Source organism: Streptomyces sp. SAI-170 (genome assembly GCF_049739565.1).
Taxonomy (GTDB): domain Bacteria; phylum Actinomycetota; class Actinomycetes; order Streptomycetales; family Streptomycetaceae; genus Streptomyces.
This window is the reverse complement of sequence record NZ_JBMGQD010000001.1, coordinates 655,744-676,414: the sequence shown is the minus strand read 5'-3', so window position 1 is coordinate 676,414 and position 20,671 is coordinate 655,744. Positions and strand designations below refer to the sequence as shown.

Here is a 20,671-nt window from a genome sequence, read left to right as displayed (position 1 = left end):
CGCGGAACGGCAGGAACGAACATCTCGGGTGGTGGAGTTGGTCAGGAACACGCGACTGCGTGCGGGTGGGGCCTGGGGGCACCTCCTGCTGGTCGCCGTGCTCGCCCTCGGCGTGTTCGCCATGCACACCATGGGCCACCCGGAGCACTCCACCGGCCGGGCGGCAGACGCTGTCGCGCATGCCGCCGCCGGTGCGCACCATGGCGGCATGGCCGGGGAAGCGGCCGGCCTCTCGGCGGCACCCGCATCCGGCCCGTCGGTCGACGCGCCCGTGATCGGCATGGACGTGCTGTCCGTGTGCGTGGCGGTGCTCAGCGGATGGCTGCTGTGGGTGTTCCTGTGCGCGGCGGCCCTGCGCAAGGAGCGGCTGCCCGCTCTGCTCGCCCGGGCGATGGCCGTGCTGCGTCCCGGCTCGCCGCCCCCTGAACCACTCCTCGCACGACTGTCGGTGCTGCGGATATAGGCCGGGCCGCGGCGCGGGTTCGTCATGCCCGCGCACGCCGCGCCCGGTCCCGACCCACACCGACAGCACCGTACAAGCGAGGTAATCCGCACATGACCGCACACAACCCTGCCCGCCGTCTTCGTCGTCGTAGCGCGATCGTGAGTGCCGTAGCGGCAGGTGCACTGCTGCTCGCCGCCTGCGGCGGGGAGCACGGCGAGGGCAGTGATCACGGAAGCGGCAGCACCGCCTCCGCCACGTCCCCGCGGACGCCGGGGGGCAACCCGGCACCCGGCGCGTTCGACGACGCGGACGTCGCGTTCGCGCAGGGGATGATCCCGCACCACGAGCAGGCCGTCGAGATGTCCCGGCTCGCCGCCGGACGGGCCTCCGACGCGGAGGTCAAGACCCTGGCCGCCGCCGTCGAGAAGGCCCAGGACCCCGAGATCCGGACCATGAAGTCCTGGCTCGAGGCCTGGGGCAGGCCCGAGGCCGCCGAGGAGATGCCCGGCATGCACCACGGCTCCGGCGCCACGGACCACTCGGGCATGTCGGGGATGATGTCCGCCGACGCCATGGAGAAGCTCCGGGCCGCCAAGGGCACCGCGTTCGACCGGATGTTCGCGCAGATGATGATCGAGCACCACGAGGGCGCGATCACCATGGCGCGGGCCGAGCAGAAGAACGGCCGCAACGCCACGGCCAGGCGGCTCGCCGCCGACGTCGTGACGAACCAGTCCGCCGAGGTCGACAGGCTCGAGAAGATCCTCGACCGCCTCTGACCCCCGTCCGTCACCCATCGACCGCCAAGGGCTCCCCGGCACACGGCCGGGGAGCCCGGGGCGGCGTGCTCGACGGCGACCCGGGTGTGGGGCTCACTCCCTGGGTAGAAGAGGCCCATGACGATCGATCAGGCAGACGCGTCCCCGTCCTCCGTGCAGGCGGTCACCGTGTACGACGGACAGGTACTGCTCGTGCAGCGCCAGGGCGACTGGAGTCTGCCCGCAGGCACCCCGGAACCGGCGGAGACGCCGGAGGCCACGGCAGCCCGGGTCGTCTACGAACTCACCGGCTACCTCGTGGACGGCTCCCAGACCCTGCGGGACACCGCCCCGGCCGCCGTGGTGTGCCAACTGCTGACCGAGTCCCCGTCCGACGGCGCCGCCCTCGCACCGGAACAGATCCGCTGGACCGCGATAGAGCAGGCCGCCGGCACCGGCCTCCCGGAAGCCGTACGGACCTATCTGCTGGGACACCGGCCCGTGTGAGCGACCCGGTCCCAGGGCCCCCTCTTCAGCGGCCCGGCGCCTTGCCCGACGCGGCTGCGACAAAGCGGTCCCGGTCGACGACGGCCCGTTCGATCTCGCCGGTCGCGACCAGTTCCCCCGAGCCGTCGACCGCCCGCACCTGGAAGGTGAGCCGTCGTCCGGTCGGGTCGGCGGGCGCCTGAGCGGAGACCTCCACCGCATCGCCCACCGCGGTGGCACGCAGATGCCGCACGCGAACCGCCGTTCCTACGGTGGTCGACCCGGCCCCGATCAACGGCCGGGCGGCCCGCACGGTCGCGGCCTCCAGCCACGCGATCAGCCGCGGCGTGGCGAGGACGGGCACATCACCGCTGCCCAGCGCGGCCGCGGTGTCGGCGGGGGTCACTTCATGGCGCATGGCGCCACGCTATCTCCCGCCCGCCGGGGCACGGGGCCCCCGCAATAGGGAACCGTCCGACCGGTATATTTTTGCCGGCTTGGGTGGGAGACCGACGACCGAGTGGGGCGGTTGATGACGGGGCATGTGCGGACACGGGTCGTTGTGGTCGGCGGCGGGCCGGTGGGCCTGCTGGTGGCGGCCGAGCTGGGTGCCTTCGGGGTGGACACCGTCGTACTGGAAGCCGCGGCGGAGGTGTCGATGCGGCCGCGGGCGACCACACTGCACGCGCGTGCCCTGCAGTGCCTGGTCAGGCGGGGGTATCTCCCCGAGCTGCGGCCCCGCGACACGGGTGGCGAGGGATCGACGGCGCCGTTCCACTTCGGGGGCGTCGAGGGCCTGCCGCTGTCCGTCCCCGCGGGGGAGCCGGGCCCGCTGCTCAAGCGGGCGCAGGCCGATCTGGAGCGGATGCTCGAGGAGCGGGCGGCCGCGGCGGGCGCGCGGATTCTGCGCCGGCACCGGGTGACCGAGGTGACGCAGGACGCCGACGGGGTACGGGCCGTCGCCGAGGGCCCCGAGGGCGCGCTGACCGTCACGGGGGAGTTCCTGGTCGGGGCCGACGGGGCACGCAGCACGGTCCGTGAACTGGCGGGCATCGGCAGCCAGGAGTGGCCCGCCACGGTGTCGGCGATGGCAGGCCTGGTGGACCTCGCGCAGGACAAGGCGCTGGAGGCGGGCTGGCACCGTACGGCCCGGGGCTGGCTCGTGGTGAAGCACGAGCCCGGAGGCGGCACGCACCTGCGGACCCTGAACTGCTCGCGCACGCACGCCCGCCGCGACGAGCCCCTGACGCTCCAGGAGCTGCGGGACGAGGTGTCCTGGCTCGCGGGGCGGCACGTGGAGATGGAGCGGGGGCGCTGGCTGACCCGGTTCAGCGACTTCTCCCGGCTCGCCGATCGCTATCGGGCCGGGCGCGTGCTGCTGGTGGGCGATGCCGCGCACCTGCACTTCCCGATCGGCGGGCAGGGCCTGAGCACCGGGTTGCAGGACGCGATCGACCTGGGCTGGAAGCTGGCGCTGACGGTACGGGGGCGAGCGGGCGCCGGACTGCTGGACAGCTACGACCTGGAGCGCCGGCCGGCCGCCCGGCGGGTGATCGACAACACGCAGGCCCAGCTGGCCCTGATGCGGCCGGGCGCGGAGGTCGACGCGCTGCGGTCGGTGTTCGCCGAGATGCTGGCCTCACAGGGGCCGGGCAGCCGTGTCGGTGATCTGGTCAGCGCCCAGGACACCGTACTGCCGCAGAGGTTCGGGCCGTCGCCCTGGGAAGGGCGCTTCCTTCCCAACGTCGCGCTGCGTACGCCGCAGGGCGAGACGGATCTGATCGGGCTGCTGCGGGAAGGACGGCCGCTGCTGATGCTGTTCGGCGGACCGGACGCCCTTCGGATCGAGGAGCAGGCCGGTTCCTGGGCGGATGTCGTACGGGTGGTGCGGGCGGAGCCTGTCGCGTCGGTGCCGTGCGAGGCGGTGCTGGTGCGTCCGGACGGCTATGTCGGCTGGGCACCCGGCGGGGCGGACCTCGAAGCGGCGCTGGAGGGCTGCTTCGGCCGGCGTGCGAGGGGCGGAGCCGGTGACGTCGGTCAGCCGAGGGCGGCGGGCTCCTGAGCGGTGTCCTGTTCCTCGGAGGCGGTCTCCGCCAGTCGTTGCCGTTCGAGAAGCTCGTTGCAGACCTTCTCACCGCGCTCAGGGGTGAGGTCGAGGGCGGTCAGGACGGACGGCATGGTGATGCTCGGCAGCAGATGGCACATGAGTTCGCTGACGCGCTGGGTCAGGTCCTGGTAGTCGGTGAGGGCCTGCGACATGGCCTGGATACCGGCGAAGGAGCCCACCATGACGCCGGCCGTCTCGGCGGGAGTGACATGGGGAAGCAGCTCGCCCTGCGCCCGGGCGCGCTCCAGGAGGTCGATGCCGACATCGCGCCAGCGCAGGAAGGGGCCACTGCGGTCCAGCCCCTGCGCGCGCTGGTCGAGGGTGAGACGTACGCCCGCGCGGACCATGGGATCGGTCTGCAGCCGGTAGGCGTGCAGCAGCACCGCGTCGACGAGTTCCTGTACCTTGCAGGCGCGGGAGGGCACGGCGAGGTGCTGGTCCTGTCCGGCGAGGACGCCTTCGGCGAGGTCTTCCTTGGACTGGAAGTGGAAGTACAGGGCACCCTTGGTGACGCCGGCGACGGCGAGGATCTCGTTGATGGTGGCCGCCTGGTAACCGCGCTCCTCGAAGACTCTGGCGGCAGCCATCAGGATCGAATGGCGGGTGCGGATGGCCCGCTCCTGCTTCGCCATGGGTCTCGCCCTCCATGTCCACGGCCTGGAGCCCGGAACGGCCCTCTAAAAAAACCGTCTAGTTCGTATCTTACAGGCCGAGACGGGAGCCACCGCCGAGCGAAACCCGCCACCTGGTGGAACGCGGTTGCTACGGACCCCTGTCGGCCAGGCAAGGAGTGTCAGTGATTCTCGTGACGGGCGCCACCGGAACCGTCGGACGTCAGGTGCTGCGTCAGCTCGCCGACCCCGCCGGACCGGGCTCCGCCGCCGACAGGGTACGGGTGCTGGTGCGGGACCCGGCGCGCCTGGACCCCGCCGCGTCCCGCACCGCCGAGGTCGTCACAGGAGACTACGGCGACGAGGCCGCGCTCGGCCGGGCCCTGCGCGGGGTGGACCGGGCCCTGCTCGTCACGACCCGGGTCACGGGCGAGGACGACGTCCGCTTCCTGGGCGCGTCCCGGGCGGCCGGCGTACGGCACGTGGTGAAGCTGTCGGCGGCGGCCGTCACCGATCCCGGCGCCGACGACCTGATCACCACGTGGCAGCGCGACAGCGAGGCCCTGCTGCGCGACTCGGGGATGGAGTGGACGCTGCTGCGGCCCCGCTCGTTCATGTCCAACTGTCTGTCCTGGGCGCCCTCCATCCGCTCGGAACAGGTCGTGCGGGTGCTGTACGGCAGCTCGCTCAACGCGTGCGTGGACCCCCGGGACGTCGCCGAGGTGGCGGTGCGCGCCCTGACCGAGGACGGGCACGACGGCCGGGCCTACGTACTGACCGGCCCGCGGGCGATCAGCGCGGCCGATCAGACGGCCGAGCTGGCCCGCCTGCTCCATGTCCCGCTGCGCCTGGAGGAGCTGGCGGCCGACCAGGCGCGTGCGGCCATGGGCAGGCGCTATCCCGAGCCGGTCGTCGAGGCGCTGCTGCACAGCGCACACAGACAGCGGGCGGGCGCCAAGACCGGTGTGACGGACACGGTGCGCCGGCTCACGGGCCGGCCCGCCCGCTCCTTCGCCCGGTGGGCGGAGGACCACCTCGACGACTTCGCCGTGCCCGCGCCCCGGGGCGGCCGCTGACCGGCGCCCAGGGCCCCGTGGGTCCGCGTCAGGGCCTCCGCGACGCCGGGGCGTTCAGCCGATCTGCGCCGCGACGACGGTGGAGCGGGACACGACCGCGCCGTCCTGGTAGGCGTTCACCGTGACACGGTCGCCGCGGGACCGGTCGGGGCGTGCCTCGATCATGCAGGGTTTGTCCAGCTCCACGTAGTGAAGGAATTCGCTGCTGATGCTCAGCGGGAGCAGCGTCGGGTGTCGCAGCGTCGCGGCGGTGGCCTGGCGGGCGGCTTCCATCAGCAGCATGCCGGGCACATGGTCGAGCGGGTGGTCGAACAGCACCGGGTTGCGTGTGTCGACCCGCAACTGCCAGCGGTCGGGCTCGCCGACGGGTGTGAGGGTGACGTCCGTGGGCGACATACGGCCCACGAGCTGCGGGGCGGCCGGTGCGGTGAGCGGCAGCACCCGCTGTCTGGAGTCGGAGCGGGCGGCCCGCAGACGCCGGTACACCGCCGGGGCGATCGTGGTGAGGGACCCGCCGCCGCGCGCGGCGAGTTCGCCGTCGCGACGTATCTCCACCGCGATGCGCAGTCCGGCCAGACTGCTGCCGCGCAGCCGGATGTCGGGGCAGGTCACCGTCATGTCCAGGGAGGCGGGAGTGTCGCCGACCGGCATGTGCCGGGGATCCACCGTGACGTCCAGGTCGGAGACGAGGAAGTGGTGGCCCAGTGGCACTCCGAACTCGGCGTGCGCGAGCAGCAGGCCTGCCTGACGGATCGTCTCCACCGCGATGAGCGGATCGTGGTGGCCCGCGATCGGAGTGAAGAAGCTGTGCCCGCGGGGCCACTGCCCCTGCATGGCGAACCGCGTCTCGCCCTCGCGCCACCAGTCGGTGAGGATGACCTCGGCGACGGCGGCCCGGTGCACCAGCTCCTTGGGGACCGTGGTGGTGAGGGACGGGTAGCGGAATCCGCTGGGAGTGGCCGGCGCCCCGAAGGTGCTCCGCGCCGGTGCCAGGCCTGCCGTGGTGTGTTCGGCCCGGAACGTGCTTGCCGTCATCGATCCCCCTTGGCAGCCGATCGTGGGAGTGGACCGTACGTCAGCCCCTCAACGCCCCGAAGATACATACCAACCGGTTTTATTTCCAGCGGTGGCCGGTACTCGTCTGCCCCGAAGCGGTGGCAGGCGTCGGCGGCGATGCCGCTCGGGCCCCGGTGACCCGCTTCGCGGGACGCCGGTCCGCCGCCCTCGGGTCGGTGGCCGGCCCCGGCCGGTGGACCAGGTCGGGCCGCCTTCCGTGGCTTCGGACGACGTCCCGCGCAGACGGATGCGGACAATTATGGACGCCCGGTCGCCCGGGGTGTGAACACCCCCTGAGGAAGAGCCGTGGCCGAGGGGCCGGCGTGCCGCCGGAGCCGGGCGCAGAGTGCGCCCGCAGCGCTCGTACCGGCACGGTCGGGGCGCCGCCGACAGCGCCGAAGGTGGCGGAGTCCGCGCTTCCGGCGCGAACCGCCGACCGGCGGCCGGCTCCCCGGCATCAGGCTGGAACTGATCGGTGGGGATGCGTAGCAAGCCCTCCCTTCCCCGCACCACGAGCCCGCGCAGACCGGGCACCCCGGGACGCCAACCAAACCGTCGATGCGGTTTGTTACTCTCAAGGAGTCGTGCAGAGATGGGGACTGTGCGGCGCCCGGTCGGTGAATGCCGTGGAACCGGGCCGGCGACCAGGAGGCGACTGATGGTCAAGCAGGAGCGTGCGGTTCGTACCCGCCGGGCACTGGTGCGTGCCGGAGCTGAGGTGTTCGCCAGAGAAGGGTTCGTGGCGGCCTCGCTGTCGTCGATCAGCCGGCAGGCGGGGGTGAGCAACGGCGCGCTGCACTTCCACTTCGAGAGCAAGCGGGCGCTCGCCGAAGCCGTCGAGGCCGAGGCTCTGGACATGGTGCGCGAGGTGGTGCGGCTGGCGTCCGAGCGGGAGATCAGGCCGCTCGCGATCGTGGTCGAGGCCACCTACGGCCTGGTCGGCCGCCTCGCCGACGACGTGGTGCTGCGCGCGGGCTTCGTGCTGGGCGCCGACCCGGGCTGCGCGACGATGTCGGCGCCCAGGCGGGAGTGGCAGTGCTGGGTGGAGGAGACCATGCGCCGGGCCGGCCGGGAGGGAGGGCTCGCCCGGGGCGTGTCCCCGGAGGATGCCGCGGCCGCGGTGGTCGCCGCGACGACCGGCTTCCAGGTGCTCGCCGGTGAGCACCGGGCGTGGCTGTCGATGGAGCGGGTCAGGGGCTTCTGGGGCCTGTTGCTGCCCCGGCTGAGCGAGCAGCACGTCTCGGTGGGCGCCGGCCGGGGAGCCCGCGCGGCAGCGGTGCTGCGCTCCAGTGGCACGGCCGCACGTCCCGGCCCGGGGCACGAGACGGCCATTGCCGGGGTGCGCGAACCCGTCCGGACGTGACAGGGGTGGCCGGGCGGCGCCTCTGAGGAGGCGCGGCTCTGGCCTGGGTGGAAAGAAAACAGCGTAGCCGGTTTCATGTTGACAAACCGACCGCCCTGTTTTGTATTACTGAGGTCGGGGTAAGGCTGTGCACGGCCGAGGCCGGGACGCCGAAGGCGTCACGCAGCACAGGAGAGTGCGCATGCGCGGACTGGGGAGACGGCAGTGGACATCGGAGTACTGGGCGCGCTGAGCGTGACGGAGAACGGCGCGTCGGTGACTCCGACGGCGCCCAAGCCGCGGCAGGTGCTGGCGCTGCTCGCGGTCCGGGCCGGTCAGGTCGTGCCCGTCAGCGCGCTGACCGAGGAACTGTGGGGCGACAGACCGCCCCGCAGCGCCCGCACCACCTTGCAGACGTACGTACTGCAGCTGCGGGAGCTGATCACAGCGGCCCTCGGGCAGGAAAGCGGCCAGGACGCGCGGGCCGTCGCCAAGGACGTGCTCGTCACCGAACCGGGCGGGTATCTGCTGAACACCCTCGGCGGCACCAGCGACGCCGCCGAGTTCGAGCGGCTGGCGGGCCTCGGCTACCGCGCCATGGACGCCGGTGACCACGCCGACGCGGCACGCCGGCTGCACGAGGCCCTCGCCCTGTGGCGGGGCCCCGCCTTCGCCGACGTCCGCTGCGGAGTGCAGCTCCAGACGGAGGCCAGACGCCTCGAGGAGATACGCCTGTGCGCCCTCGACCGGCGCATCGACGCCGACCTGCGGCTCGGCCGGCACCGCGAACTGCTGGGCGAGATGAGCGTCCTGGTCAGCCACTACCGCACCCATGAGAGCCTGCACGGCCAGTTCATGCTGGCCCTGCACCGCTCCGGCCGGCGCAGCGAGGCCCTCCAGGTCTACCAGCGCCTGCGCACCACCCTGTCCAAGGAACTCGGCCTCGAACCCTCCGCCGCACTGCGCCGTATCCAGCGCTCCATCCTCATGCCGGCCCCCGACCCGATTCGGCCCGGCGTCGAGAGGGGCGACACACAGCACCTCACCCGCGTCGGCTGACACCGGCAGGCCCCCGCCCGAGCGGCTCGACGATGTGCTGGTAGTTGTAGGGGGTCGGCCCGCCAGGGCTGAGTCGCACAGGACATGGGGGGCGTCGTGAGCCGGGTGCTCTATGCCGAGCGGTCGTGGAACCCGCTGGCCCGCACGGTGGAGTTGACCGAGGACGGTCTGCGCAGGGGCAGCAGAACCACACCGCTGAGCGAGCTGAACCTCGGCGCCATGGCCGAGGCGTACCGGCGCGGCCAGTGGCTCGGCGGCGGCGGTTCGGAACGCCCGCTGGAGCGGCTGGCGGACGGCCCCGGCGTCGTGCCGGTGACCCGCGCCACCGGCACCGCCCGACCGGTGAAGGTGCGTGACGCCGCCGGATTCGCCCGCGAACTGGGGGAGTTGGCGGTCCGCGTCTGCGGCGGCCCCGAGCAGGTGGCCGCCCTCGGGGCCCGGGCCCGGGCCGAAGGGGTCCCGCTGTGGATCGCGCGCCGGTTCGCGCCGGGCCCCGCCGGACCGATCGCCGTCGCCGTCGACCGGCATCTGGTGCGGGTCGACGTATGGGGGCCCCAGGCTCCCGTCGTACGCATCCGGGCGCCGTACGGTTTCCACGGCCAGGCCTCCGATCCGTCGCTCGGACTGCGGGCGACCGTCGGGGAGGAGCCGGCCCAGCTGGGGCTGCAGCGGAAGCTGCGCAAGTCCAAGAGCTATGCGCAGCTGCGGATGTCCGGCCGGCTCTGGGTGCTGCGGCGGGAGAACGCGCGCAGTTCGTGGCTGTGGCGGGACGACCGGCGGGTCGCCCTGCTGACCCGTCCGCCCCGCAGGCCCGACATGGAGCCGGACAGCGTCCTGCTGCCGCTGACGCCCGTGCGGTACGAGAGCCCGGACCCGCTCGATGCCGTGCTGGCGCAGGCGTTCGCCGTCACCTTCGGGCTCGGGGACACCACGGGCACGGCGCGGTTCCGGTCGGAGCGGCGCCGGTCGATCGGCGGCGAGCCGGTCGCCGTCGACGAGTGGTGGGACCGGCCCTGGTTCAGCAACCTCGGCAGCGGCGGGGAGGACAACGAATCCGGCGGAGGCGACGGCTGGGGCTCGGACGGCGGCGACGGCGGTGACTCCGGCGGAGGCGGCGACGGCGGCGGCGGTGACGGCGGGGGCGGCGGCGACTGACGGCCCGCTCCACGGGGGCCGGGTCACACGCGTGGGGCGCGTGACCCGGCCGGGACCGTCAGGGGTAGGAGACGACGGTCGACGGGACGGTCGCGGTGCCCTCGGTGGGGGCGCCGGTGTCGTTGATGACGTGGTTGAAGTGGCCGTTGCCGCCCAGTGAGACGGTCAGCAGGCTGTGGAACTTCACGCCGGGCTTCACCGGCGCCTTGAAGCCGTGGTCCTGACGGATCGTCGGGTCCACGTTGTAGTAGCAGTAGCTGCCCATGCCCCAGCCCTCATGGGTGTCGACCGCGTCGTCCACCCGGTAGGCCGCGTAGCCCTTGGTGCCGCCGTTCTGGATGGCGGCCTGGTTCGGGGCGTCGTAGGCCTTCTCGTTCTGGAAGAAGATCGTGCGGCCGCGCTCGCCGTACCACTCCACGTCGTACTTGTTGAAGTGCTCCACGAACAGGCCGGTGGCCAGGACGTCGTCGCCGTTGACGCGGACGCCGTAGTCGGCGCGGTTGGTGTCCCAGCCGACGCCCTGGCCGTGGTCGGCGCGCCAGACCCAGGTGTGGTCGACGATGGTGTCGTCGCTGTTGACGACCATGCTGGTGGTGGCCTTGCCGGGGCCCGCGCCGCCGATGCGGATGTACACGTCCTGGACGGTGGTCGGGTTGGCGGCGTGGTCGGCGGACGCGTTCTGCGGGCCGACCTCCAGAAGTGTGGGCGAGTTGACCGTGCCCGCGTCGATCAGCAGGCCCGCCAGGCGCACTCCGTCGACGTCGGCGACGCGCAGCGCGGTCACGCCGTTGTCCGGGACGATCGTCGCGAGGCCGAGACCCAGGACGACGGTGCCGGGCCGGTTGACCTCGATCGTCCGGTCGACGTGGTAGACGCCGGGCGTGAACAGCAGGTGCAGTCCCTGCGCGAGAGCCTGGTTGATGGTGGCCGCGGTGGTGCCGGGCTTGACCACGTAGAAGCTGCTGAGGGGGATGGACTGGCCCTGCGGGGTGCCCGACTCCCAGGTCGTGCCGCGGGCGTTGGTGCGCAGCGCGGGCGCGAAGACCTTGTACTCGTTGCCGTCGAGGTAGAGGAACGGCTTCTCGCGTGAGACGGGGGTGGTGTCGAGCGTGGTGTAGCGCGGCTCGGGGAAGCCGGTGGCCGGGGCGCCCGCGACGCCCGAGAAGACCTGGTTCCAGACCGAGTTGGACCAGCCGCCGATGGAGCTGTCCCGGGTGTACCACTGCTGCTGCGAGTAGTTGCCGATCTGTCCGTCGACCTTCGAGTCGGCGATATAGCCGCCGCTGGCCCAGCCGTAGCCGTTCGGGGCGAGGTTCAGCCCGCCCTTGATGTGCATCCGGCGGAAGGAGGAGGCCTGGGAGACGGCCCAGCGGTCGGTGCCGTTGACCGGGTTGACCGCGAGGTTCTCCGCCGAACGCCAGAAGTTCTGCGTGGCGTTGCCGTTGAACCAGCCCGCGTCGACGGTGACGTCGCCGTTGATCAGCGTGTCGTCGGGCCTCAGGCCGAGGCCCGCGATCTGGGTGTAGAAGCCGATCTGGGCGTTGAGGTTGTTGTACGTGCCCGGCTTGAACAGGAACGCGTGCCGTCCGGTGCCGAACTGGGCCGACTCCTGCTCGCGGAACACCGCGTCCAGCTTGCCCTGGATGTCCGGCGTCGAGGGGTCGATGACATGGACGTTGGGTCCGAGGTCGCCGCCGCCCGGCAGTTGGGTGGTGTCACCGCCGCCGTAGACCTGGAACTCCCACAGGGAGTAGCCGTACCCAGTGCCGCGGGTGATGCCCTGGAGGCGGACGTAGCGGCCGGTGCCGGTCAGGGTGAGGTCGTCGGTGCCTCCGTCGCCCGCGGTGACCGACCTGACGGTGCGCCAGTCGGTGCCGTTGTCGGAGAGCCGGATGTCGTACGCCTTGCCGTACGCGGCCTCCCAGGTCAGGACGATCCGGCTGATGTCGACGGACCGGCCGAGGTCGACCTGGAACCACTGGTTGTCGGTCCACTGGCTGGCCCAGCGGGTGCTCGTGAGGTTGCCGTCGACGGCGGCTGAGGGGGCGAAGGCCGCGCCCTCGGTGGAGGAGGCGGTGGCGGTACGGCCCTGGGAGAGCAGGACGGGGTCGGCGTGTGCCGCGCCGGCCGGGCCGAGGGCGAGCAGGGTGCCGATCAGGGAGGAGACCAGCGCGCCGGCGGTGGCGCGTCTGGTTGCCGGGGTGGAACGCCGGAGGGCCGGCGGTGTCCCGACTGAAGGCATGGGGGCTCCTAGGTGTTGACCGTGCGGGAACTGGAGAGCGCTCTCCGGCACCTTGCCCGCCTTGTTGATGAACGGTCAAGCGTCGTGTCGTACTTTTCTTTTGACTTGGCTTAAGTCGCCAGAGATCGAGGACGGGCACCTGCGCGTACTCGCTCGGCGACAGCCCGTTAGGGTGCCTGCGTGACGAAGAGGGGACCGACCCTGGAGGACGTCGCGCGGCAGGCCGGGGTGTCCCGCGCGACCGTCTCGCGCGTGGTCAACGGTGTCCGCAATGTGGACCCGGAGATCCAGCGCGCGGTGCGCCGGGCCATCGACCGGACCGGCTACACCCCCAACCGGGCCGCCAGGTCGCTGGTGACGCGCCGCACCGGCGCGGTGGCCCTCGTGCTCTCCGCCGTGGGCGAGGCCTTCGCCGCCCGGGTCTTCGCCGACCCCTTCTTCGGGCGGGTGGTCGACGGCGCGGTGGCCTCGCTGCGCGAGCGGGGCGTCCAGCCGGTCCTGCTGGTGGCGGAGTCGGACGACGCCCGGGGGCAGGTGCTGGAGTATCTGCGGCAGGGCGCCGCCGACGGGGCGCTGGTGGTGTCCCTCGACGTGGGCGACCCGCTGCCGGCGATGCTGGTGACGGCGGGTGTCCCGACCGTGCTCTTCGGCCGCCCGCGGGACGGGGTGCGCACCGGGTTCGTGGACCTCGACAACGAGGCGGGCGCGCGGTTGGCCGCCGGGCATCTGCTCGCCCTCGGCCGACGCCGCCCGGCCACCATCGCCGCGCCCGTGTCGGCGCCGGCCGCCCGGGAACGCCTGGCCGGCTTCCGTGCCGCCCTGGCGGCGGCGGGCATCGAGGACGTGCCCGTCGTGCGAGGGCTGTTCACCATGGCGAGCGGCCGCCAGGCGATGGCCCGCCTCCTGCGGGAACACCCCGGACTCGACGGGGTGTTCGCCGCGAACGACCTGATGGCCCAGGGCGCCTGCCAGTACCTGCGCGAGCAGGGGGTGTCCGTGCCCGGAGAGGTGGCCGTGGTGGGCTTCGACGACTCGGGCGCCGCGACGGAGTGCCGGCCCCCGCTGACCACCGTACGCCAGCCGGTGGAGGAGATGGCCGCGGCGATGGCGCGGCTGCTGCTCGATCAACTGCGGGGGGCCGCCGAGACGTCGGCGCTGTTCGAACCGGTGCTGGTGGTGCGGGAGTCGGCCTGACGGCCTTGCCGGCCGTCACGCGGCCGGAGGTGGCGGGGGCTGGGGAGAGGGGTCGTGGAGGCGATTTCGTCGGCCGTCACGCGGCCGGAGGTGGCGGGGGCTGGGGAGAGGGGTCGTGGACGCGATTTCGTCGGCCGTCACGCTGCCGGAGGGCGCGGGGACCGGGGAAGTGAGGTTGTAGACGCGGCCTCGTCGGCCGTCACGTCGGCGGAGGTCGCGGGGGCTGGGCAGAGAGGTCGTGGACGCGATTTCGTCGGCCGTCACACCGCCGAAGGTCGCGGGGTCAGGGGAGCGAGGCCGTAGACGCGGGCCGCCGTGCCGCCGAAGACCGCCGCGCGCTCCATGGGGCCGAGGTCGTCGGTCAGTTCGCGGGCGGTGGCGACGACCCGGCCGTAGTCGGCGGCCAGGGTGCACACCGGCCAGTCCGAGCCGAACATCAGCCGCTCGGCGCCGAAGTGCTCCAGGGCGAGCCGGGCGTACGGGCGCAGGTCGGCGGAGGTCCAGTGCGCGAGGTCGGCCTCGGTGACCAGGCCGGACAGCTTGGCCGCGGTGTTGGGCAGGGCGGCGAGAGCGCGCAGGTCGGTGGCCCAGGGTTCGAGGACGCCGGTGGCGACGGGCGGCTTGCCGAGGTGGTCGAGGACGAAGACGAGGTCCGGTACGGCACGGGCCGCGTCGACCGCCGCGGGCAACTGGTGGGGCAGCACCACCAGGTCGTGGACGAGTCCCGCCGCGGCCACCGCCCGCAGTCCGCGCAGCACGTCCGGCCGCAGCAGCCAGCGCGGGTCCGGCTCCGACTGCACCTGGTGACGTACGCCCACCAGCGCGTGCCCGCCCGGCAGTTCACGCAGTTCGGCCAGCCGTTCGGCGACGGCCGGATCGGTCAGGTCCGTCCAGCCGACCACCCCCGCCACGAGCGTGCTGCCGGCGGCGAGCCGCAGGAGCTCCGGAGTCTCCTCGGCCACCGTCACCGTCTGCACCAGCACACTCGCGGACACCCCGGCCGCCGCCGCCTCGGGGGCCAGGTCGGCCAGCGAGAAGTCGCGTCGCAGCGGGGCCAGTTCAGGTCCGGTGATCCAGTCCTGGTCCCTGACGGCGAGGTCCCAGACATGGTGGTGGGCGTCGATCATCCGCATCCGCGCACAGCTCCCCGGTGCGTCAGTTTGAGACGGCCCGGGGCCGCAGCCGCAGCCCGGCCATTCCGCCGTCCACGGCGAGCGCGGTGCCGGTCACCGAACCGGCGGCCGGACCGGCCAGGTAGACGATGGCGGCGGCGACCTCGTCGGGACTGACCAGGCGCCCGGTGGGCTGCCGCGCTTCGAGCGCGGCCCGCTCGGACGCGGGGTCCTCGGCGGCGTCGAGCAGCCGGCCCACCCAAGGCGTGTCCACGGTCCCGGGGTTGACGCAGTTCACGCGGATGCCCTCCCCGATGTGGTCGGCCGCCATCGCCAGGGTCAGCGAGAGCACCGCGCCCTTGCTCGCCGAGTACAGCGCCCGCTGCGGCAGCCCTGCCGTGGCGGCGATGGAGCACGTGTTGACGATCGCGGCCTGCCGCGAGCGGCGCAGCAGCGGCAGCGCGGCCCGGGTGGTGCGGACGACGCCCAGGAGGTTCACGTCGAGCACCCGGTGCCACTCCTCGTCCGGGTTGTCCTCGACGGTGCCGGCCGCCCCGATGCCCGCGTTGTTGACCAGGATGTCCAGTCCGCCGAGGGCGTCCCCGGCCGCGGCGACGGCCTGGCGTACGGAGGTGTCGTCGCTGAGGTCGGCGGTGAAGCCGAGTGCGGCGCCGGCCGGGTCCGGATCGAGGTCGGCGGTGAAGCCGGGCGCGGCGCCGGCCGGGTCCAGGTCGAGCACGGCCACCCGTGCCCCGCGGGCGAGCAGAAGTACGGTGGTGGCGCGGCCGATGCCCGAGCCGCCGCCGGTGACGAGGGCCCGCAGGCCCCGCAGATCCTCCGTCGTCATGCCGTCCGTCCTTCCCCGGAAGCGGTCCAGAACTCCCCGTCCGGATAGCGGTACTCGGCGAGTGACGCCGGGTGCATCTCGGCCGAGAAACCGGGACTGAGAGGCGCCCGGTAGTGGCCGCCCTCGACGACCACCGGGCTCACGAAGTGCTCGTGCAGATGGTCGACGTACTCGATGACGCGGTCCTCGGTGGTGCCCGACAGGGCGAGATGGTCGAACATCGCCAGATGCTGCACCAGTTCGCACAGGCCGACCCCTCCCGCGTGCGGGCACACCGGCACCCCGAATCTGGCGGCCAGCAGCAGGATCGCCAGGTTCTCGTTGACCCCACCGACCCGGGTGGCGTCCAGCTGGAGGACGTCGATCGCCTCAGCCTGGAGCAACTGCTTGAAGACGACGCGGTTGTGCACATGCTCGCCCGTGGCCACCTTCACCGGGGCCACCGCCCGCCGTACCGCCGCGTGTCCCAGCACGTCGTCGGGGCTGGTCGGCTCCTCGATCCAGTACGGGTCGAACTCGCTGAGCGCCTTCGTCCACTCGACGGCCTCGGCAACGCCCCAGCGCTGGTTGGCGTCCAGCGCCATCCGGATGTCCGGGCCGATCGCCGCCCGGGCCGCCCGGCAGCGCCGTACGTCGTCGTCGAGGTCGGCCCCGACCTTCAGCTTGATCTGCGTGAAGCCGTCCGCGAGCGCCTCATGGGCGAGGCGGGTCAGCTTCTCGTCGGAGTAGCCGAGCCAGCCGGGGGAGGTCGTGTACGCGGGATACCCACGCCCGCGCAGGAGTTCCTCCCGCTCGGCGCGGCCCGCACGGCCGGCCCGCAGCAGCTCCAGGGCCTCCGGCTCGGTGAGCGCGTCCGTGAGGTAGCGGAAGTCCACCTGGGAGACCAGCCACTCGGGATCGGCGTCCGCCAGCAGCAGCCACAACGGCTTGCCTTCGCGCTTGGCGGCCAGGTCCCACACGGCGTTGACCACGGCCCCGATCGCCATGTGCATCACGCCCTTCTCGGGGCCGAGCCAGCGCAACTGGCTGTCACCGGTCATCGCGCGGCTGAGCGTGGCCGGGTCGGCGCACACCTCGGCCACGCTCCGGCCGATCATATGCTCGCGCAGGGCGTCGATGGCGGCGACCTGCACGTCGTTGCCTCGGCCGATGGTGAACGTGAAGCCGTGCCCCTCGGGGCCCCCGGGCTCGTCGGTACGCAGCACCACATAGGCCGCCGAGTAGTCGGGGTCCGGGTTCATGGCGTCCGAGCCGTCGAGTTCCCGGGAGGTGGGGAAGCGGATGTCGTAGGTGTCGAGTGCGGTGATCCGCGCGGTCACGGGCCTTCTCCTTGAGAGGTGCGGACACTTCCCGGACAGCCGATAGATCCGATGTATCTTCTGCGGAAGGACTTTAGGGTCGGGCAATGCGGGGAGGCAAGAAGGGAGTTCAGGGGAAAGACATCCGATGACCTGAAACCATAGGGAGGTCAAGATGCCGGTCACCGACGAGGCGATCGAGAAGATCAAGGAGATGATCGTCGGCGGCGAGCTGCGCCCCGGTACGCGGCTGCCGAAGGAGGCCGACCTCGCCGAGCGGCTGGGGCTGTCCCGCAACTCGCTGCGGGAGGCGGTGAAGGCGCTGTCGCTGATCCGGGTCCTGGACGTCCGCCAGGGCGACGGCACCTATGTGACGAGCCTGGAGCCCGGGCTGCTGCTGGAGGCCCTCGGATTCGTCGTCGACTTCCACCAGGACGACACCGTGCTGGAGTTCCTGGAGGTCCGCCGGATCCTGGAGACACATGCCGCGGGCGTGGCCGCCCGGGTGATGCCCGACGAGGAGATCGCGCGGCTGCGTGCGGTCCTCGACAGCCTCCCCGCCGACGCGGGACTCGACGAACTGATCGCCAACGACCTGGAGTTCCACCGCAGGCTCGCCGCCGGCGCCGGCAACACGGTGCTGTGCTCCCTGCTCGAAGGCCTGAGCGGTCCCACCGTCCGGGCCCGGATCTGGCGGGGCCTCACCGAGGAGGGCGCCGTGGCCCGGACCGTGGAACAGCATCGCGCCATCTGCGACGCCATCGCCGCCCGCCGGCCCGAACTCGCCCAGGCCTGGGCCACCGTGCACCTCGCCGGCGTCGAACAGTGGCTGCGCGACACCCTCGGTTCAGCGGACTCCGCCCTGCCCCCGATGCCCTGCGCCCCCGACCCGGGCGCCAAGGACTGAACGCTCCCGCCGAGCGGGGCTCAGGGCGTGATCACCAGCTTGCCCCGGGTGCGGCCGGTCCGGCTCGCGTCGAACGCGGCCCCCACGGACTCCAGCGGAAAGGTCTCGGCGACCTCCACCGTCAACGCGCCCCGCTCGACCAGGGCCGCCAGCTCCGCCAGCTTCCCGCCGTCGGGGCGCACCCAGATCCACGAGCCGCCGTGCTGCTGCACCGAAGGGTCCGCCACCGAGGCGTGGCGGCCGCCCGGCGCCAGCACGGCCAGGGTCGCCTCCAGCTGCCCGCCGACGAAGTCGGCGACGGCCGACACCCCGTCGGGGGCCAGCGCGCGTACCCGCTCTGCCAGACCGTCGCCGTGCGCGACCGGCTCCGCGCCCAGACCCCGCAGGAAGTCGTGATTGCGCTCGGACGCCGTGCCGATCACCCGCGCGCCCCGGTCCACGGCGAGTTGCACGCCCAGGCTGCCCACACCGCCCGAGGCCCCGTGCACCAGCAGCGTGTCGTCCGCCCCGACGTCCATCCGGTCCAGCGTGCGCAGCGCGGTCAGCCCCGCCAGTGGCAGCCCGCCGGCCTGCGCCCAGTCCAGCCCGGCCGGCTTGTGGGCCACTGCCGACGCGTCGACGGCGACGTACTCCGCGAACGTTCCCGCGTGGACCACGTGCTTACGGGCGTACGCCATCACCTCCGCCCCGACGGCGAACTCCGGTGCGTCAGGGCCCGTCCCGGTGACGACTCCGGCGACGTCCCAGCCGGGGATGGCGGGGAAGACCGTGTCCATCATGCCGTCGAGCCCGCCCGTCATGATCTTCCAGTCCACGGGATTGACCCCGGCCGCCCGGACCTGGATGAGCACCTGCCCGGGAGCGACCTTGGGGTCGGGCACCTCTCCGAGGCGCAGCCGGGAGTTGTCCGGGGCGTAGGCGTCGTACGTGACCGCGCGCATGTACAGACCTCCTGAGGACGGCTGTAGGCACCAAGGAAGATCGAGTACATCACACGCCGGTACGCGGCGCGGGGTGCGGCGCCTCGGCCCCGCGCGTTGCGGCAAAGCCGCTGTCCCGCCGGTTACTTGGCAGTAGGATCCAGGTCGCTGTGGAGGACGACCGGGCGAGGCCGGAGCCAGGAGGACCTGTGGCCGACGATCCACTGAAGGACTTCACCCGGGAGCGGTTCACGCACGCGGGCCGCTCGCACGGGGTACTGCGGTCCGGTACAGGACCCGCGGTGATCGTCATGGCCGAGATCCCGGGCATCACCCCGAAGGTGGCCCGCTTCGCCCGCCGGGTCCGCGATCTGGGCTGCACGGTGGTCCTGCCGGACCTGTTCGGCATCGCCGGACGCGATCCGGACCCGGCCGCGCACGGCTGGGCCGGCACCGCGCTGACGGGCCTGCGCGCCGTCGGCCGTATCTGCGTCAGCGATGAGTTCACCGTGTTCGCCGCCGGGCGGACCTCTCCCGTCGTCACCTGGCTGCGCGCGCTCGCGGTGCACGAACACAAGCGGTGCGGAGGCCCGGGCGTCGGCGCCGTCGGCATGTGCTTCACCGGCGGCTACGCCCTCGCGATGGCCACCGACGAACGCCTCCTCGCGCCGGTGCTCTGCCAGCCGTCCCTGCCGCTCGCCGTCACCGCCCGCAACCGCCGCTCCCTGGACATCTCCCCGGCCGACCTGCGGGCCGTACGGCAGCGCTGCGAGGCCGGCCTGACCGTGCTCGGCGTGCGCTTCCGTGGCGACCGGCTCGTCCCGGGCGACCGCTTCGCGCTGCTGCGGGAGCAGCTCGGCGAGGCGTTCGTCGGCATCGAGCTCGACGACAGCGCCGCCGCACCGGACGCCGTCACGCCCCCGCACTCGGCTCTCACCGAGCACCTGGTCGACGAGCCCGGCCAGCCCACCCGCCAGGCCCTCGACCGGGTCCTGGAGCATCTGCGGGAGCGCCTGCTGACTTCCTGACATGCGAGAGCACTCACGCAGGCGAGGGTTCGGCCGCCCAGGACGCGGGCACCCGGCTGACCGGAGCCGAGGGGAGTGACCACACATGACCACAGCGGGGACGTCCACGACCGTGGCGAGACGAGCGGCCCGCACGGACGCCGTCCGGGCAGGCGCCCGGGCGGGCTTCGTCGCGCGGGGCGTGCTGTACCTGCTCGTCGCGGCGCTGGCGGTACGCATCGCCCTGACGGACACCCATGAGCAGGCCGACCGGGGCGGAGCCCTGGCGGATGTCGCCGCGACGCCGTTCGGAGCCGGACTCCTGTGGGCCCTCGGCATCGGCCTGGCCGGAATGGCCCTGTGGCGGCTGTCGGAAGCCGTCCTCGGCACCGGCGGACCCAAGGGCGAGCGCGTGGCGAAGCGCCTCATGGCCGCGGCCCGATGCGTCTTCTACGGCGTCACGTCCTTCCTCGTGCTGTCCTTCGCGGCAGGCGGCCGGGGCAGCGGCGCGGGCTCGACCGACCGGCAGAGCCAGGACATCACCCGCCGGCTGCTCGGCCTGCCCGGCGGGCCCTGGTGGGTGGGGCTGGTGGCCGCGGGCGTCATCGCCGCGGGCGTGTGGATCGGGGGCCGGGCCCTCCTGCGCAAGTACCGCAAACACCTGGCGTGGGCCGGCATGTCCCACAACCAGCGCCGCTTCATGGACCTCACGGGCGTGGCCGGCGGCGTCGCCCGCGGGCTCGTCGTCGCCGCGGTCGGCGTCTTCGGCCTGCAGGCGGCCATCGCCTTCGACCCGGACAAGGCCAAGGGCATGGACGACACGATCCGCTCCTTCGCCCACACCCCGGCCGGCCCCTGGCTCCTCGTCGCCCTCGCCGCCGGACTCGCGCTGTTCGGCGCGTTCTCCTTCGGGCAGGCCAAGTGGCGCAAAGTGTGAGCGACGGTAGGGTGGCCGACCGGGCGGGGTCGTAGCGCAGAGGTCGTCGCGCGCGGTCTCCAAAACCGTGAGGACGCCGGTTCGAATCCGGTCGGCTCCGCCCTTCCCGCAC

At 72.9% G+C, this 20,671-nt stretch carries 20 protein-coding genes and 1 tRNA gene; 13 read left to right on the top strand and 8 right to left on the bottom strand.

Annotation, left to right across the window (positions count from 1 at the left end; translation table 11 throughout):
- Positions 1-31: 31 nt before the first annotated feature.
- The 3 genes from RKD23_RS03030 (at position 32) to RKD23_RS03020 (ending at position 1,710) form a co-directional block, all read left to right on the top strand.
- Entirely contained in the window at positions 32-463 is a 432-nt protein-coding gene (locus RKD23_RS03030) for a hypothetical protein (protein WP_424852156.1), read from the top strand.
- A 92-nt stretch (positions 464-555) separates the two neighbouring features.
- On the top strand, positions 556-1,224 hold the full coding sequence (locus RKD23_RS03025) for a DUF305 domain-containing protein (protein WP_424852155.1): 669 nt from the start codon (positions 556-558) through the stop codon (positions 1,222-1,224).
- 117 nt (positions 1,225-1,341) lie between these two features.
- Positions 1,342-1,710, top strand: a complete 369-nt coding sequence (locus RKD23_RS03020; protein WP_424852154.1) for an NUDIX domain-containing protein — start codon at positions 1,342-1,344, stop codon at positions 1,708-1,710.
- A gap of 25 nt (positions 1,711-1,735) precedes the next feature.
- Here RKD23_RS03020 and RKD23_RS03015 read toward each other — a convergent pair whose 3' ends face one another.
- Positions 1,736-2,107: a thioesterase family protein gene (locus tag RKD23_RS03015; protein ID WP_424852153.1), complete on the bottom strand. Its 372-nt coding sequence runs from the start codon at positions 2,105-2,107 to the stop codon at positions 1,736-1,738.
- Positions 2,108-2,221: 114 nt separating this feature from the next.
- Between RKD23_RS03015 and RKD23_RS03010 the strand changes: the two genes are divergently transcribed.
- Positions 2,222-3,751, top strand: coding sequence for an FAD-dependent monooxygenase (locus tag RKD23_RS03010; RefSeq protein ID WP_424852152.1), 1,530 nt, complete (start codon positions 2,222-2,224; stop codon positions 3,749-3,751).
- Here the strand turns inward: RKD23_RS03010 and RKD23_RS03005 are convergent.
- The gene (locus tag RKD23_RS03005) at positions 3,727-4,428 is read right to left on the bottom strand and encodes a ScbR family autoregulator-binding transcription factor (RefSeq protein ID WP_424852151.1); all 702 of its coding nucleotides are present in this window, start codon (positions 4,426-4,428) and stop codon (positions 3,727-3,729) included. The two genes, RKD23_RS03010 and RKD23_RS03005, sit on opposite strands and share 25 nt — an antisense overlap.
- A 164-nt stretch (positions 4,429-4,592) precedes the next feature.
- Between RKD23_RS03005 and RKD23_RS03000 the strand changes: the two genes are divergently transcribed.
- Entirely contained in the window at positions 4,593-5,483 is an 891-nt protein-coding gene (locus RKD23_RS03000; protein ID WP_424852150.1) for an SDR family oxidoreductase, read from the top strand.
- A gap of 54 nt (positions 5,484-5,537) precedes the next feature.
- Here RKD23_RS03000 and RKD23_RS02995 read toward each other — a convergent pair whose 3' ends face one another.
- A complete protein-coding gene (locus tag RKD23_RS02995; protein WP_424852149.1) occupies positions 5,538-6,518 on the bottom strand; it encodes a ScbA/BarX family gamma-butyrolactone biosynthesis protein in 981 nt (326 codons plus the stop codon).
- 679 nt (positions 6,519-7,197) lie between these two features.
- Between RKD23_RS02995 and RKD23_RS02990 the strand changes: the two genes are divergently transcribed.
- From RKD23_RS02990 to RKD23_RS02980, 3 genes are all read left to right on the top strand, one after another.
- A complete protein-coding gene (locus RKD23_RS02990) occupies positions 7,198-7,902 on the top strand; it encodes a ScbR family autoregulator-binding transcription factor (RefSeq protein ID WP_424852148.1) in 705 nt (234 codons plus the stop codon).
- A 204-nt stretch (positions 7,903-8,106) separates the two neighbouring features.
- Positions 8,107-8,940 (top strand): AfsR/SARP family transcriptional regulator, encoded by an 834-nt coding sequence (locus tag RKD23_RS02985; protein ID WP_424852147.1) that lies wholly within the window; start codon positions 8,107-8,109, stop codon positions 8,938-8,940.
- Between the two features lie 96 nt (positions 8,941-9,036).
- Positions 9,037-10,095, top strand: coding sequence for a hypothetical protein (locus RKD23_RS02980; protein ID WP_424852146.1), 1,059 nt, complete (start codon positions 9,037-9,039; stop codon positions 10,093-10,095).
- A 58-nt stretch (positions 10,096-10,153) separates the two neighbouring features.
- Here RKD23_RS02980 and RKD23_RS02975 read toward each other — a convergent pair whose 3' ends face one another.
- Positions 10,154-12,337: a discoidin domain-containing protein gene (locus tag RKD23_RS02975; protein WP_424852145.1), complete on the bottom strand. Its 2,184-nt coding sequence runs from the start codon at positions 12,335-12,337 to the stop codon at positions 10,154-10,156.
- 180 nt (positions 12,338-12,517) lie between these two features.
- Between RKD23_RS02975 and RKD23_RS02970 the strand changes: the two genes are divergently transcribed.
- Positions 12,518-13,531 (top strand): LacI family DNA-binding transcriptional regulator, encoded by a 1,014-nt coding sequence (locus RKD23_RS02970; RefSeq protein WP_424852144.1) that lies wholly within the window; start codon positions 12,518-12,520, stop codon positions 13,529-13,531.
- A 260-nt stretch (positions 13,532-13,791) separates the two neighbouring features.
- Here RKD23_RS02970 and RKD23_RS02965 read toward each other — a convergent pair whose 3' ends face one another.
- The 3 genes from RKD23_RS02965 to RKD23_RS02955 are packed head-to-tail and all read right to left on the bottom strand — an operon-like array spanning position 13,792 to position 16,809.
- Positions 13,792-14,664 carry an amidohydrolase family protein gene (locus tag RKD23_RS02965; protein ID WP_424852143.1) on the bottom strand — a complete coding sequence of 291 codons (873 nt, stop codon included), beginning with the start codon at positions 14,662-14,664 and terminating at the stop codon, positions 13,792-13,794.
- A gap of 22 nt (positions 14,665-14,686) precedes the next feature.
- A complete protein-coding gene (locus RKD23_RS02960) occupies positions 14,687-15,490 on the bottom strand; it encodes an SDR family NAD(P)-dependent oxidoreductase (RefSeq protein ID WP_424852142.1) in 804 nt (267 codons plus the stop codon).
- Complete coding sequence (locus RKD23_RS02955) at positions 15,487-16,809, bottom strand: enolase C-terminal domain-like protein (protein WP_424852141.1); 1,323 nt, start codon at positions 16,807-16,809, stop codon at positions 15,487-15,489. The genes RKD23_RS02960 and RKD23_RS02955 overlap by 4 nt, the downstream gene beginning before the upstream one ends.
- 154 nt (positions 16,810-16,963) lie before the next feature.
- Between RKD23_RS02955 and RKD23_RS02950 the strand changes: the two genes are divergently transcribed.
- Positions 16,964-17,695 carry a FadR/GntR family transcriptional regulator gene (locus tag RKD23_RS02950; RefSeq protein WP_424852140.1) on the top strand — a complete coding sequence of 244 codons (732 nt, stop codon included), beginning with the start codon at positions 16,964-16,966 and terminating at the stop codon, positions 17,693-17,695.
- Positions 17,696-17,715: 20 nt separating this feature from the next.
- Here the strand turns inward: RKD23_RS02950 and RKD23_RS02945 are convergent, their stop codons facing one another.
- Entirely contained in the window at positions 17,716-18,636 is a 921-nt protein-coding gene (locus RKD23_RS02945) for an NADP-dependent oxidoreductase (protein WP_424852139.1), read from the bottom strand.
- A 188-nt stretch (positions 18,637-18,824) separates the two neighbouring features.
- Here RKD23_RS02945 and RKD23_RS02940 point away from each other — a divergent pair, with 188 nt between their 5' ends.
- From RKD23_RS02940 to RKD23_RS02930, 3 genes are all read left to right on the top strand, one after another.
- Positions 18,825-19,643 (top strand): dienelactone hydrolase family protein, encoded by an 819-nt coding sequence (locus tag RKD23_RS02940; protein ID WP_424852138.1) that lies wholly within the window; start codon positions 18,825-18,827, stop codon positions 19,641-19,643.
- An 85-nt stretch (positions 19,644-19,728) separates the two neighbouring features.
- Entirely contained in the window at positions 19,729-20,559 is an 831-nt protein-coding gene (locus RKD23_RS02935) for a DUF1206 domain-containing protein (protein ID WP_424852137.1), read from the top strand.
- Between the two features lie 25 nt (positions 20,560-20,584).
- Positions 20,585-20,659 (top strand) — tRNA-Trp (locus tag RKD23_RS02930).
- Positions 20,660-20,671 lie beyond the last annotated feature (12 nt).